The following is a 14366-nucleotide window of genomic DNA, read 5'->3' as shown; positions in this document are numbered from 1 at the left end:
CTTATTACCATGCTTGCGGTATTGCTTTGTTTTTCATGCCGGTCGGTTCCGCCATCCATTCCTAAAGCGATTATGGGAACCGGACGCATGACGCAGGAGCAACTTGTTTCGTTTTTTTTAACGCAAACCGCCTTAGCGCAAGCAGCCGAAGCCGATCAGGAAAAAGTAAAACGATTAGCAGGGTATTATCTGGAAGAGTCCGCCGCCGAAGGGATAAATGCCGATATCGCTTTTGTGCAGATGTGCTTGGAAACCGGCTTTTTACGGTTCGGCGGATTGGTAACCGCAGACATGAACAATTTTTGCGGACTCGGCGCCGTCAACGCAGAAAACCCGGGCTTGGCGTTCCCCGACGAACAAATGGGAGTCAGGGCGCATATTCAGCATTTAAAGGCGTATGCCAGTGCCGAACCGCTCAACCTTCCGTCCGTAGATCCGCGTTATCGCTATGTAAACCCAAAAGGCAAGGCGCCGTATATTTACAACCTTGCCGGAACGTGGGCATCGGATCCCGCTTACGGGCATAAGATAGACCAGCTCCTGCGCCGCATGTACGCAGGACTATAGAAGGAGATCAGAATGACAATAGCTGAACGTATTAACGTATTGCGCAATAAAATGGCGGAATGCGGATTTGACGCGTATTATATTCCAACCGCCGACCCGCATCAGTGTGAATATCTTGCCGAACACGATAAGACCCGCGTCTTTATTTCCGGCTTTACCGGCTCTGCGGGCGCCGTATTGGTTACAAAAGACAAGGCCTTTTTATGGACTGACGGTCGCTATTTTTTACAGGCTGAAAAAGAATTGGAGGGAAGCGGTATCCTCTTGCAAAAAAGCGGAGAGCCGAATGTACCGACTGTGTTTGAATATCTTGCGCAAACGCTTCCTGCGGGAAGTACGATCGGCATGGACGGGAAAGTGATGTCGGTCAATTCGTTCGCACAGTTTAACTCGTCGCTTCCCGATATGAAGTTTGTTACTGACCGTGATCTTATCGGGGAAATGTGGACTGACCGCCCTGCACCCGTATTAAGCGCCGCCTTTATACTCGATGTCCGCTATACGGGAAAATCCGCCTCCGAGAAAATCGAGGAAGTCCGCGCAGCGCTTCGGGAAAAGAAAGCGGAGTCAACGGTTATCGGGGCTTTGGAGGATGTTTGTTACCTCTTTAATATCCGCGGCAACGATATTGAATGCACGCCGGTTGTTACCGCCTACGCCTTGGTTGATATGCAGAACGCACGGCTTTACATTGACGCGCGGCAAATGACAGATACGGTAAAGGCGACGCTGGAAAACGAAGGAGTCTCCGTTGCACCGTATGAAGCGATTTTCGCCGATGCCGAAAAGCTGCAGGGTACGGTCTACCTTGATCCCGCACGGACAAATATCTTCTTACGCAACAAGATTAAAGCGGATATAATAGAAGGTCTTAATATCACCTCTTCGATGAAAGCGGTGAAAAACAAAATCGAAATTAAAAACTACCGGCATGCGTTCCTTAAAGACGGTATCGCGATGGTCAAAATCCTTAAATGGGCGGAAGATCATGCCGATAGCGGCGTTACCGAATGGGATGTTTCCGAACAGCTGTTGCGCTTCCGTGCCGAACAGCCCGACTTTATCGAGGCGAGCTTTACCACGATTGCAGGATACGGGGCGAATGCGGCGATTATTCACTACGGACCTAAAAAAGCAACGGCCGCAACCTTACAGCCCAAAGGCTTTTTATTGCTTGATTCAGGCGGACAATATAAAGACGGAACAACGGATATTACCCGTACCATTCCGCTTGGCCCGCTCACCGCAGAAGAAAAAGAGGACTATACGCTGGTGCTCAAAGGGCATATCCAGCTTGCTTTAGCCCGCTTCCCGGAAAACACCACCGGCTATAAGCTCGATATCCTCGCCCGCAATCCGCTCCGAAAATACGGCAAGGACTATAAGCATGGTACCGGACACGGCGTCGGGTATGTGTTGGCCGTTCACGAAGGGCCGCAGAATATCGGACTTCGCTATACGGATACTCCGATGAAGGCGGGAATGATTACCTCCAACGAACCCGGTTTTTACTGCGCCGGAAGTCACGGTATCCGCATCGAAAATCTCACACTGACAAAGGAATGGAAAACGACGGAGTACGGCACCTTCTTGGAGTTTGAAACGCTGACGCTCTGCCCGATCGACACACGGCCGGTAGTGAAGGAGCTGTTACTCCCCGAAGAACTCAAGTGGCTGAACGATTATAATCAAGCGGTTCGCACGGCGCTGGAACCTCATTTGGATGAAACACATCGCGCCTTCTTAAAAGAGCGAACACGGGCGCTGTAAGATGGCAGAACAGCAGACAGCTGCAGGACGGATTATTATGGGGCTTGACCCCGGGCTTGCCCATACCGGCTACGGCATTATTGCTGTGTCAGGCAGCAGGATGCGCTGTATCGATTACGGTGTTATTCAAACGGAGGCGGGACAGGTACAGGGAAACCGGCTGCTCATTGTCTTTGACCGGCTCACGGAGCTTATCCGCACATACCAACCCGCCGCCGCCGGTATCGAAACGCTCTATTTTGCAAAAAACGTAACGAGCGCTTTGAGTGTTTCGGAAGCGCGCGGCGTAACCCTGCTTGCCTTAGCGCAGGCGGGAGTTCCCGTCTTTCAATACGCGCCGAACGCTATTAAAAAAGCGGTTACCGGCATCGCACAGGCGGAAAAACAGCAAGTGCAGCTCACCGTCCAGCTGCTGCTCGGCCTTAAAGCGATACCGAAACCCGACCACGCCGCCGATGCGCTGGCGGCAGCTATTACATACATAAATACAGGTGTTTAGATTTTCCCAACTAAGTCAATCGACGGATACAGCGTTTTTTCACAGGGGTGCCGTTTTCCTAGAACCCTTCGCCGCGCACTAATGCGACAACGCACAAAAACAGTGCAAAGAGCGTGTATACGTATTTGCCGAGGTAGTACCATCCGTTGCCGTAGCGTTTCTTTGCTCCGGTGTTGATTTCGTCCAACAGCTCATCTTTTTTCATTACCCAGAACCACGAAACGGCGCCGAGCACTGCCCCGATCGGAATAATATATGTGGAAACCAAATCCATCCATGCGCCCCATCCGCCGAGAATTGCGCCCTTAGTTTCTGCGATCGGTTCCATAAATACACCAATGCCGAAGGTGATTATGCCGAGCACAATAATCACTGCGGTGCGTTTTAAGCCTTTAAACGTGTGCATCAGCGATTCGGCGACAACTTCAAGCATATTCTGCAAGGACGAAATTCCTCCGAACACGACGACAAGGTACAGGATGATACCGAATATTCTGCCGCCGGGCATTTTTTGAAGGATAGAAGGGAGGACAACGAACAGCAAACCGGGGCCGCCTGCGGGATCCATCCGATAAGCGAAACACGCGGGGATCATCACAAGGGCTGCAACAACCGCCGCGATGGTATCAAACAGTGCGGTATTTTTTGCTCCCGCTACGCAGTCATGATCTTTACTTAAATAAGCGCCGTAGACAATCATCCCCGATCCGGTAATGGAGAGCGAGAAAAAGGCCTGCCCCATCGCGGTTATCCATACAGACGGATTTTTTAAATGGCTCCAATCGGGAGTAAATAAAAACGTATACCCTGCAAAAGCGCCGGGCAAAAATGCCATACGAACTGCCAATGCTGCAAACAATATGAAAAAGAGCGGCATCATTATTTTATTTGTTTTTTCTATCGTATGTGCACCGAGCACAATAGTCAGCAGCGTTACAATAATAATAACCGCGTGATAGGGTACAACGCTGAACTGCTTAAAGGCAAAGGATTCAAACCACTGTCCGGGTTCTACCGTCATAATATTGCCAAATACGGACTGCGTAAAAGCTTTTAGTACATACGCGATGATAACGGCATACCCGATAGCGATTGTAATTGAACCCGCCAAGGGCAGCCATCCGACTATCTTACCGATGCTCTCGAGGTCTTTACGGCCGTGTTTCCACGCATAGGCATAGGAACCGAGCGTCCCCGTACCGCTGCGGCGGCCGATTGCGTATTCCGCGGAAAGCCCGACATACCCGAAAAGGATAACAAATAAGACATAGATGAGCAAAAAGGCGCCGCCGCCGTTGCTTCCGAGCTTGTAGGGGAAGCCCCACACATTCGCCATACCGACAGCTGAGCCGACGCAGGCGAGAATAAACCCTATGTTGCTGACAAACCTGTTATGTTTTTTTTCCATCTTTTACCTTTACATCTGAGGCTTCGGTTCCTGTCGCCGGTTTTATAGGCGTTGACGACGACGTTTTAGAATCAGCTGACGGTTTCGTCTGTGAGTTCTCATCTTTTACCGTACCTGTCTCGGTTGGTTTCGCAGCATCTTGTCCGCTCTTAGAATGGGAATCGGCCTTTTCCGCTTGGCTTTCGGCGGCGTCTGCCGTATCTTTCTTATCCTTCATGTTATCGTTCTGATCCTGCATTTTACCGTCTTTATCCTGACTTTCGTTTTCCTGTTTTTCCGGCTCTTCCTGCGCTTTTTTGATTTTTTCTTCAAGTTCCGCTAAGGCCTTGTTCTCGCTGCTTTCGGTAAATCGGGTTTTCAGCTCTGTAATAAAAGCCGTTGCTTCATCATAGCGTTTGGAAAGAATCAGTATGCGGGCATAATTGAGCGCTGCATCGGGATTTTCCGAATCCTCATCGTACAGTTTTTTATACATTTCACAGGCGCGCGATTCATCGCCGGTTGCTGCAAGGCTATAGGAGTATGCTTTTAATATCAGCACATTGCCGGGTGCGTCTTTATATTGCCGTTCGAGGATATTCTTTGCTTTCCCCCAGTCGCCTTGCAGCCCGTACACCCGTGCCAAATTATATTCCGCCGCATTTTTATGTGCAGGATCCTTTGCCGCCTTTAGATAAAACTCCACCGCTTTATCGTACTTTGATACTTCGGTATAGGCTTGGGCAATCTCAAAATAGGCTTTCGCCGTTTCGGAGTCGACATTACCCTTTGCAAACGTGCCTGCAGCGGTTATAAAAAGCAGTAAGCAAAACAGTATGATTTTTTTCGGTACCCGATCGGCACTATTGCGGACAGCCTCGGCGGAGTTAACAGCTGTACTCTGTTGAATCGCCGCTCCCGCCGTCAATTGCACAGCTCTCTCATCAATACGCTTATTTATTTTGAAGTACCACATTCTCAATCGCTCTCAACTGGTGCCGGTAAAGGCCTGCAATAGTCGCGCCATAATCTGCAATAAGCTGAATCATATTCCGCGGATGCTCAGCCTCATCGATGCCGTTGATTCTATCGCCCGCGTCTCCCAGCCCGGGAAGGATATAGGCGGCGGAGTTCAATGCGGGATCCATCCATAGCGTGTATACCGTACAGTTTTTTAAGGCGCGGGCGGCACAAAGGGCTCCCTTGAGCGAGGAGATGACATGGAAACAGCTGATCGATTTCGGTTTTACCCCCTGCCGTTCAAGGTATTTGACAACGGTAATCAAACTGCCGCCGGTTGCATTCATCGGATCGGCAAAGATAAGATCCTTTCCGTTTAAGTCGTCCAGATTAAAATACGACATATCCAAATTGAGAACGTACTGCATATCATCGACTTTTTTTGTATCATCCCGTTTAATCTTAAACAGTGCAAACGGGGTTACATAGCCGTGCGAAGAATACTCTTCAATCTCCTTGGACATAATCATCGAGGGAAGGAGTGCACCGCGCAGCATAACGCACATGACGGTGTTTTCTATTTTGTGATCGATGTCGCAGATCTTATGCACGGCATAGTTCTGTACGGGGACGGTAACCGGCGTTTTGGAAATAAGGTAGTTTTTGCTGTCCTCGTGGCTTCCGCTATATGCAAGTTTAAACAGCATCTCATAAGCACGCTGCGTATAATAGATGAATTCATTATGACCGGTTTCGCTACTACGCAGTTTTGCTATAACACGGGAGGCTTCCGCATGGCTTGCAAAATCGGTATTGAATGAATAGACCTTGAGCTGAGGTACTTCTTTGCAGATTTCCTGCAAAATCTTTCCCATTTTATCATATAATGCGATAATCTCAGTTTCAGCCGTATCTTTTTCTTTTATATCCGCGGCAGCATCGAGCCGTGTAAATTGTTGCATTGTCTGATTATACAATTCATCCAATTTCTTGAGGTATGCAGTATCCTTCGATGTTAAATACCCTTGAAGCGATTCCGCTTCCATAATAACTTGTTTCATATCAAACTCCTCCATATAAACACGGACGAAGCATTCGGCACAATACGAAGATGATCATAAATACGGCCGGCCTTTTAAGACATCTAAGACATCCGTGTTCACAAAAAAAAACGCCCTTAAAAAAGAGCGTTTAAAAAAAATTCACTAAAATGAAACACCGGCTGCAAAGGGAAAGGCAACAACAGCGGAATACCTTCCCCATTTTTTCGAGTACAGAATTTACATCCAATGCCGAAGTGCAACCATGTTTTGCCATTTGCGCAGTATTCTAATAGAATGAAAGCAATTGTGCAAGCCGTTCCTTTCCGATTATCTTCATAAAACCGGCAAGGCGCGGTCCTTGGTCTTTCCCAATCAACGCCTGATAAACAGCGGTAAACAGCGCTTTCGGTTCGATTTCGCACGCATGAGCTACATCATACAGCGCAGTTGAAAAAGCTTTTTCATCAAGCGCGTCCATCTGCGGTAACAGCTCGTCGCGGATTTTGCAGAGCGCAGCGGTTTCGGCTGCGGAAAGAGCCGCCTTGCCGCCGTCAGTACGCAGCGCAAACCGGAAATCTTCCGGCGCACATTCAGTAATCCAATACCATGCGCACTTCGCCCGCGCTTCAAAACGCTCCCGCTGTTCTTCTTTCATATCCGGCAAAAGCTTCATGACTGCAGCGATGTCTCCTGCGTTAATTTGCAATAAATTACAGAGGTGTCTGAACGGAATTTGATAGGATATGCACGGCGGCATTCCCTCAACCTGTGAAAGTTCATAGATGCGGCGCTCCTTTGCATATACCTCATCGTTTTTCGCTTTATCGACACCCCATGCGATGCGCTCGGTTTTATCGTAATCCTCATAGGTTTTGATAACGTCCAAGTCGAAGCTGATGGAGAATTCCGTGTTCGGCCTCGTTCCGGCAAACAGGTACCGCGCAATTTCAGGCTGATACACGTTCAAGACATCGGACAGACTGATAACCTTCCCTTTCGACGACGACATTTTACCCGGCAAGCCTTTAATGCCGATAAAATCGTAGCGGAAGCTGACGGGAGCAGGCCAGTTATAAATTTCATCCGCGACAAGCCGCGCCGTGTCGAATGAGCCGCCTTGGCTGTGATGGTCTTTTCCGGCAGGTTCAAAAACCGTTTTTTCAAACTGCCAGCGCATCGGCCAGTCGACTCTCCATCCAAGTTTTAATTCCTTTGAAGTACGCAAGTCAGCCTTTTCCTGATGCCCGCAGCTTGTGCAGCGGTATTCCAATCCGTATTCGCCGTCATAAGAAATTATTTCCGTAGTGTCTTTATTACACTTGCAGCAAAAAGCCGCGACCGGCCAATATTCTTCCGTTGCAGGAATTTTATGCTCATCGTCGCGGTAACGGTTTAAACAATCTTTTATTTTGTCGCGGCTCTGCAGCGCTTTTTTCATCCCCTCGGCATACATACCGCTGCGGTACCGTTCAGCCTGATATAAAAACTCGGGATAAATACCAACGCGCGGCAGCGTCTGCTCTACATCCACTTCGTGATGGCGCGCATACGAGGTGTCGCGACCGGTTGTATCGGGAACCATCGTTATAGGATACCGCAGATAGTTTTGCAGCGTTTCCTTTCCGGGCATATTTTCTGGTACTTTGCGGAACACATCGTAATCGTCCCAAGAATAAATAAAGCGTACCTTTTTGCCGCGGTCGCGCAACGCGCGTACAACTAAATCGACCGAGATAATTTCTCGGAAGTTACCGATGTGAACGGTTCCCGACGGCGTAATCCCCGAAGCGCACGTATAAGAATCCAAATCGCCGCGCTCGCGTATAATCTTCTCCGCGGTTTGATCCGCCCAATGTACTAATTTCTGATTGTTTTGTTCTTTACTCATGTTGTCCTTGTGTTGAACTCAAACGCCCCTGTCAATCAGGCTCGAAAGGTCGTGTTTTAGTGATTATTCGAAAAATATTGCGGAATTGTATACTGCGCAGTCGATTGTGTCAATTGAAAATGCACTACCGTGCAGCGTTGCTGTACGCCGCCAATTCACGCCCTTGATTATAAATAATGCTGTAAAGGCAGGTGTCCAGCAACACACCCGAAAGTTCTTGCCCCATCGTGCGGATTTGCATATCGGTTTTATTTAAGAGCGATATAATGCGGTATACGGTCTGCTCACTCCACTGTTTACTCGCCCGGCGATATTGGTCGATTGCTTTTTTCGAGGTAAAGCCTGCTTTTTTTAAGCTGAAATCGTCAAGCCCGCCGGTTTGCGCAAGATTGTGCCAGTCACGCAGCCGCCGAAAGCAGTAAGTAAGTCCCGCAATCAGCTGTACCGGAGAGGATTCTTTGGAAAGGGTCAGCTTTTGGCGGATATTCAGCGCATATTCCAGATTGGCATTGCTCAGCGCGTCAAAAAGCGTAAACGGCGTTTCTTCTTTGTTATGCGCAAGCAGGTGTTCAACGGTTTCCGCAGTCAGCGTTGCACCCTGTTCAAAAAAGAGGCTGATATGCGCACAGGTAGTTTTTAACGCTTCGGTGTTATTTTCTACCAACTCCAGCAGTACCTCGATAGCATCCTGCTCAATACTGATCTTCGACTGCGCAAAAAAACGGCGGATCCAATCCTGCTTTCTATTTTCAAAAAGCTCCCAGAATATTTTTTTATGATCTTTGGGAACCAGCGCTTCAATTTTTTTATCGATGCCGATTTCATCGGAGATCAGGACTAAAAAAGCGCCGACTTCGGAAGGAGTCTGCTCAACCCACTGCGTAAGCGCCTGTATATCTTCCTTTTTTTTGATTATTTCCGCATTTCTGACAACGGCAAACCGAGCTTCCGCAAACAGGGAGCCGTTCTGCACGGCATCCAAAACAACCGATATTGAAGTATCCGCTGCATAAAAGAGATGATTGTCGAGCTGTCCGTATTTTTTTTCCGCGCTTTTTCGCAGCGCTTCAAGCGCATCGTTCCGCTCTCCCAACTCGGGGCCGGTAAAAAGCCATAAAGGAGCACTCATCTTTTTGCGTTATTCCTCTTCAAATTTCGAGGCAAAAAGCTGTTCAAGCGCTGCGATGGCTTCGGCTTCATCGGCGCCGTCTGCGGAAACGGTCAGTTCGGTTTGATACCCTGCTGCCATTGTCATTACACCCATAATGGATTTTGCATTCACGGTAATGTTTTCTTTTTCAAACATAATATTCGACTGAAACTTAGCTGCCGTTTGTACAATCAACGATGAAGGACGCGCATGGATGCCGGCGCGATTTTGCACAATAATCTTCTTTGTTACCATAGATATTTTCCTTAGTAGGTATCATCCGCCGAATAATAAGGTACACGGCTTGTATCGCTTTCCATCCAGCGCAGAATATTTTGATTAAATTCTTTCGCAGAATAAACGCCCATACTTTTAAGCCGCTCATTCATTGCGGCCGTTTCTAAAATAATCGGAATATTCCGCCCCGATTTTACCGGTATTTCCAAAAGCGGTAGTTTTACATCCAGTATCTCGGTGGTAAGCTCTTCAGTACCGATGCGGTCATATACTTTGTGCGAATCCCACTCTTCCAACTTTGCCACCAGCTGTATCTGCTTCTGTTCCCGCACCGATCGGACACCATACAGCTGCATGATATTGATAATGCCCAGCCCCCGTATTTCCATGTGGTGACCGATCATCTTATTGGCGCCGCGCCCGATTAAGCTATTCCCGTTGATACAGGTGATCTCGACCACATCATCAACCACCAATCGGTGTCCGCGTTCCACAAGCTCAAGCGCCGTTTCGCTTTTGCCGACCCCAGAATCACCTAAAATAAGAATACCAAGTCCGTACACTTCTACCAGAACACCATGGATTGCCACCGTCGGGGCGAACACGTTAGAGAGAACACGCATCAACCGCACGGAAAGCGCACTGGAAGAAAGATCCGTTTGCAGCACGGGGCAGCCGGTTTCCTGTACCAGTTCCAGAAATACCGGAGGCGGAGTGATATTATGAGAGAAAATACAGCAAGGGATATCGTAGGTCATCATTTTTTTTATATTTTCGACGGTATTGCTTTCGATGAGTTTTTGTAAATACGCGCATTCCCCCCTGCCAAACAACTGAACGCGCTGATACGCAAAGGAATCAAAGAAACCTGAAAGCGCAAGCCCGGGACGATTTAAATCCGCAACGGTAATGCTGCGCGTCAATCCCTTTTGTCCGCACACGCAATGCAGGTGAAGCGCATCGTGCTCCGTTAGGTCGAGATCGAGTAACTCAAGTACCGTTAAACTCTTAGAAAGCATATACGCGAGTATAGCGAACCGGCGTATCTTTGTAAATGTGTTTACCCTAAGCTCAATCTTTCAAGGCTTTCAGTTCGGTCTTGAGCGAGGCGCTTTCGCGTGATTGGCGAGCAAGGCGGTCAGCAAGAAGCCGCGACAAAAAAATACCGTAATGCGGGTAAGATTCGATCAGCTTCATAAATTTCATCTTAGGCACTTTAACTAACGTACCATTTCCGATTGCGACAACCGTTGCCGACCGTCTATCATTAGTGAGAAATGCCATCTCTCCGATAAAAATATCCGCGGGAGTCAGCACCGTTAACAGCGTATTGTCGACATAAACAGCATAGCGGCCGGAGCGAATATAAAAAAGATTGCTTGATTCATCGTTTTGACGGCATACCACCTGCAAGTGATTAAAATGAAAGGTTTCCTGCTCCCGCAAAATTGCCGGTGTGAGGTTTGCACTGTTTTTTTGATTTGGAACCTCGAATGAAACCTCGTTCCCCGCATCATTATAATACAGTTCTTTTACAAAACTTTGGCTCATCTTAATGCCCATCCCATGTAAACCTGCTTCAAAAGGCGCATCGAGCGCGGAACGCCAGTCAAACCCTGGGCCATCATCTTTGATGGTAATCCGCGTGCGTTCAGGAGAAATATTGTATGTGATGAGAACTTTTTTCGTTCCGACAGCAGGATCCATCTGCTTTATTCTGATAAGCTCAAGTACATCCTTTCCCTGTTTAAGCCATTCGGTTTTCTCATCATAACTGATATTGCAATTACCGTGCTCTACAGCGTTCAGCAGCAACTCCATCATCGCGCCCTGAAACGCACTCCGTTCCGCTTCATTCACACGATCGGTATTATAAAGGTATGTAGAGATAAGATTTGCATAGAACATAATTTCAAACGGATCGGTCTCACTGGTAAAACTGCCGTGTTCAAGCTCGTTTGCCGGATGACTCATTCCACGGTTGACTAAAAAATGTTCATGATGATTTAAGATTTTAATAATCTGCGCAACATACTGTTCAAATTCCTTGCGCGTTAAAACAAATAAAAAGTTAGGCTCTTTCCGTTGTGTCAGTGTCGCTTTTTGTTCCTGCGAATCGGTAATTGCAATAACTCCTCCAAACAGCAGCCACGGATCATCCTTTACTACTTTAAGGCATTTTTCCGCATGAACCGCCGGATCACCGAAATCGATAATCTTGATCTCCGGCATTTCGTATCGGAAAGCCGAAAGCACCTCGGCGTAATCATGTAATTGTTGCGAAATAATACTGAAATTAGACTGTTTACATGCCTGCTCCATCGCATCTACGGTGGTTGCAACGGTACTGACAATCGGTATCTTCTTCATAACTTTTATCCTTCTGTGTGAAATTTTGTAGATATACAAAATTTCACACTACTTTTAGGAAAGACGGACAAACGCATCAGAAATAGTTTAAGCGCTGCCTTTCATGCAAAATTTTGCTAAAAATTTTGCACATTTTATTTTGAGAAGCAGGATAAACACATCAGGTTATTAATCAAATATCGAAAAATAAAGAGGCTGTGAGACCATTTGAACCGCGAAGAGGTTCAATTCTGGTTGAACAGCCTCTTTATTTTTCGGGGTACTATAAAAAAGCTGATGTGTTTATCCTAACTTTGGATGAGTATAGCATAATTTTATTTTTCGTGCTACATTTCGTTTTGTTCATGGAAACCCTATCATTTTTGCCGGGGAGTCCGCTTCCTGCCGGCGCTGCCGTCTATAGCGACGGTGTGAATTTCAGTATCTTTTCCCGCCATGCCTTTTCGGTAACGTTGGATATCTTTGTAAATCCCGAAGATTCTGCGCCTTGTTGCTCATACACTTTTGACCCTCATACGAATAAAACAGGGGATATCTGGCACGTTTTTATCACAGGCTTACCGAAAAACGCCTTATACCTTTACCGCGTCGACGGTCCCTTTGCTCCTTATGAAGGAATGCGCTTTAATGCCGGCAATTATCTGCTCGACCCATACGCACAGGGGCTTGCTAATACGGAATCTTTTAGCGGAAATTTTTCTACACAAACACCTCCGCCGCATATAGACGGCGACCTTGCTTTTTTAACCCAACAGTCAGCTGCTCCTTTTCCCAAGTGCATCGCAGTAGCTCACGATGATTTTGACTGGCAGGGCGACCATCCGCTCAATTATCCGCTGAAAGACTGCATCATATACGAGGCGCATGTAAAAGGGCTTTCGTGCCATCCCAATGCGCCGCAGCAGCATAAAGGAACGTATCAAGGTATTATCGATACTATTCCGTACCTAAAAGAACTGGGCATTACCAGCCTTGAGCTATTGCCTATTCAGGAATTTAACGAGCATGAACTCACCGGAATCAACCCGCGGACGGGCACGGTATTAAAAAACTACTGGGGATATAGCACCATCGCTTTTTTTGCGCCAAAATCGTCGTATGCCTCCGAACGTGAAGGTATAGGGGCGGTATTCGAGTTTAAACGGATGGTGCGCGAACTGCATAAAAACGGCATCGAAGTGATTCTGGACATCGTATTTAATCATACGGCGGAGGGGAGCGAATTCGGCCCGACCCTTTCGTTCCGCGGCTTGGACAATACCATCTATTATATACTGGAAGATAATGCACGTTATTACCGCAACTACTCAGGCTGCGGCAACACCTTCAACTGTAATCACCCGATTGTGCAGACCTTTATCTTAGACTGTCTGCGGTACTGGGTTATCGAAATGCACGTCGACGGCTTCCGATTCGACCTCGGCTCCATCTTGGGTAGAGATCAAAAAGGAAAACTGATGGATAATCCGCCGACCCTTGAGCATATTGCCGAAGACCCCATATTGAGAAAAACAAAGATCATCGCCGAAGCGTGGGATGCGGGCGGCGCCTATCAGGTTGGAAATTTCCCCGGCGGCAGGTGGGCTGAATGGAATGACCGTTTCCGTGATGATGTGCGGCTCTTTTGGCGCGGGGATTCTTTCCATGCCAAGGAACTTGCGACACGGGTAACCGGTTCCGCCGATTTGTACTCCGGCAACGGACGCAAGCCCTTCCATTCCATCAACTTTGTTACCAGCCACGATGGATTTACCCTCTACGATTTATTAAGCTACGATAAAAAGCACAACGAAGAGAACGGAGAGAACAATCGGGACGGTACCGATTTTAATTGCAGCTATAACAACGGCTTTGAAGGAAAAACCGAAAACACTCGCATTGAGACCTTGCGAAAGCAAAAAGCAAAGAATATTCTGCTGACGCTTATTTTATCACTGGGTACTCCGATGTTGACTGCCGGAGATGAGGTATTGCGAACGCAAGGGGGGAACAACAACCCCTACTGTCAAGACAACGAGATCAGCTGGTTCGACTGGTCGCTCACCCAAAGCAATGCCGATATATTAACATTTGTGAAAAAACTGATCCGCCTGCGTAAGCAGCATCCGGTGTTTTCGCGCTCGGAATTTTTAACGGGAACGCAATCGGACGACCGGCGTAAACCGGATATTAGTTGGTACGACGCGCAGGGCGGCGCTCCCGATTGGAACCAGCCTTCGTCTTTTTTGGCATATTTTCTTGACGGTTCCACGGCGGAAACGAGAGCCGAACGCGATGATAACAGCTTTTATATCATATTGAACGGAGGCAGTTTTGACGTTACCGCAACAATCTGCCCACCGCCGGAAGGAAAGCATTGGTACCGGCTGATCGATACATCCTATCCGGCTGGAGAAGATTTTACCACACCCGAACAGGCGCCGCTTTTGGAAAATCAGCAAAAATATGTCGCGTTGGCAGCGACTGCCGTCGTGTTAATTCTGAAATAAGAGGTA

At 47.7% G+C, this 14366-nt stretch carries 12 protein-coding genes; 4 read left to right on the top strand and 8 right to left on the bottom strand.

Going from position 1 to position 14366, the window contains the following annotated elements; genetic code table 11:
- Positions 1 to 9: 9 nt before the first annotated feature.
- Genes GWP40_RS02600 through ruvC form a run of 3 tightly spaced genes read left to right on the top strand, consistent with a single transcriptional unit; the run spans position 10 to position 2836 of the window.
- A complete protein-coding gene (locus GWP40_RS02600; protein ID WP_371922029.1) occupies positions 10 to 567 on the top strand; it encodes a glucosaminidase domain-containing protein in 558 nt (185 codons plus the stop codon).
- Positions 568 to 579: 12 nt separating this feature from the next.
- A complete protein-coding gene (locus GWP40_RS02595) occupies positions 580 to 2337 on the top strand; it encodes an aminopeptidase P family protein (protein WP_212565929.1) in 1758 nt (585 codons plus the stop codon).
- 1 nt (position 2338) lies between these two features.
- Positions 2339 to 2836 (top strand): crossover junction endodeoxyribonuclease RuvC, encoded by a 498-nt coding sequence (gene ruvC, locus GWP40_RS02590; protein WP_212565928.1) that lies wholly within the window; start codon positions 2339 to 2341, stop codon positions 2834 to 2836.
- Positions 2837 to 2894: 58 nt separating this feature from the next.
- Here the strand turns inward: ruvC and GWP40_RS02585 are convergent, their stop codons facing one another.
- The 8 genes from GWP40_RS02585 to GWP40_RS02550 all read right to left on the bottom strand — a co-directional run bounded on the left by GWP40_RS02585 (position 2895) and on the right by GWP40_RS02550 (position 11871).
- A complete protein-coding gene (locus GWP40_RS02585) occupies positions 2895 to 4244 on the bottom strand; it encodes a sodium-dependent transporter (protein ID WP_212565927.1) in 1350 nt (449 codons plus the stop codon).
- On the bottom strand, positions 4228 to 5157 hold the full coding sequence (locus GWP40_RS02580; protein WP_230974549.1) for a tetratricopeptide repeat protein: 930 nt from the start codon (positions 5155 to 5157) through the stop codon (positions 4228 to 4230). The genes GWP40_RS02585 and GWP40_RS02580 overlap by 17 nt, the downstream gene beginning before the upstream one ends.
- A 19-nt stretch (positions 5158 to 5176) precedes the next feature.
- Positions 5177 to 6259, bottom strand: a complete 1083-nt coding sequence (locus tag GWP40_RS02575) for a uracil phosphoribosyltransferase (RefSeq protein WP_212565925.1) — start codon at positions 6257 to 6259, stop codon at positions 5177 to 5179.
- Positions 6260 to 6512: 253 nt separating this feature from the next.
- On the bottom strand, positions 6513 to 8114 hold the full coding sequence (lysS, locus tag GWP40_RS02570) for a lysine--tRNA ligase (protein ID WP_212565924.1): 1602 nt from the start codon (positions 8112 to 8114) through the stop codon (positions 6513 to 6515).
- Between the two features lie 124 nt (positions 8115 to 8238).
- Positions 8239 to 9243: a DNA polymerase III subunit delta gene (gene holA / locus GWP40_RS02565; RefSeq protein ID WP_212565923.1), complete on the bottom strand. Its 1005-nt coding sequence runs from the start codon at positions 9241 to 9243 to the stop codon at positions 8239 to 8241.
- Positions 9244 to 9252: 9 nt separating this feature from the next.
- Complete coding sequence (locus tag GWP40_RS02560; protein ID WP_212565922.1) at positions 9253 to 9519, bottom strand: HPr family phosphocarrier protein; 267 nt, start codon at positions 9517 to 9519, stop codon at positions 9253 to 9255.
- An 11-nt stretch (positions 9520 to 9530) separates the two neighbouring features.
- Positions 9531 to 10520: an HPr(Ser) kinase/phosphatase gene (gene hprK, locus GWP40_RS02555; RefSeq protein ID WP_212565921.1), complete on the bottom strand. Its 990-nt coding sequence runs from the start codon at positions 10518 to 10520 to the stop codon at positions 9531 to 9533.
- 52 nt (positions 10521 to 10572) lie between these two features.
- On the bottom strand, positions 10573 to 11871 hold the full coding sequence (locus GWP40_RS02550) for a cyclic nucleotide-binding domain-containing protein (protein WP_212565920.1): 1299 nt from the start codon (positions 11869 to 11871) through the stop codon (positions 10573 to 10575).
- 344 nt (positions 11872 to 12215) lie between these two features.
- On the opposite strand from GWP40_RS02550, the gene glgX reads away from it, so the two are divergent.
- A complete protein-coding gene (gene glgX, locus GWP40_RS02545; RefSeq protein WP_212565919.1) occupies positions 12216 to 14360 on the top strand; it encodes a glycogen debranching protein GlgX in 2145 nt (714 codons plus the stop codon).
- Positions 14361 to 14366 lie beyond the last annotated feature (6 nt).

It is taken from the genome of Treponema vincentii, assembly GCF_018336815.1.
GTDB lineage: Bacteria > Spirochaetota > Spirochaetia > Treponematales > Treponemataceae > Treponema.
The sequence above is the reverse complement of the archived record's forward strand: the minus strand, read 5'-3'. Positions and strand labels throughout refer to the sequence as shown.

Coding starts and splice junctions, on each gene's coding strand:
- ruvC (WP_212565928.1), top strand. CDS start 2,339: ATGGCAGAACAGCAGACAGCTGCAGGACGGATTATTATGGGGCTTGAC.
- lysS (WP_212565924.1), bottom strand. CDS start 8,114: ATGAGTAAAGAACAAAACAATCAGAAATTAGTACATTGGGCGGATCAA.
- GWP40_RS02585 (WP_212565927.1), bottom strand. CDS start 4,244: ATGGAAAAAAAACATAACAGGTTTGTCAGCAACATAGGGTTTATTCTC.
- GWP40_RS02595 (WP_212565929.1), top strand. CDS start 580: ATGACAATAGCTGAACGTATTAACGTATTGCGCAATAAAATGGCGGAA.
- holA (WP_212565923.1), bottom strand. CDS start 9,243: ATGAGTGCTCCTTTATGGCTTTTTACCGGCCCCGAGTTGGGAGAGCGG.
- glgX (WP_212565919.1), top strand. CDS start 12,216: ATGGAAACCCTATCATTTTTGCCGGGGAGTCCGCTTCCTGCCGGCGCT.
- GWP40_RS02600 (WP_371922029.1), top strand. CDS start 10: ATGCTTGCGGTATTGCTTTGTTTTTCATGCCGGTCGGTTCCGCCATCC.
- GWP40_RS02550 (WP_212565920.1), bottom strand. CDS start 11,871: ATGAAGAAGATACCGATTGTCAGTACCGTTGCAACCACCGTAGATGCG.
- GWP40_RS02575 (WP_212565925.1), bottom strand. CDS start 6,259: ATGGAGGAGTTTGATATGAAACAAGTTATTATGGAAGCGGAATCGCTT.
- hprK (WP_212565921.1), bottom strand. CDS start 10,520: ATGCTTTCTAAGAGTTTAACGGTACTTGAGTTACTCGATCTCGACCTA.
- GWP40_RS02560 (WP_212565922.1), bottom strand. CDS start 9,519: ATGGTAACAAAGAAGATTATTGTGCAAAATCGCGCCGGCATCCATGCG.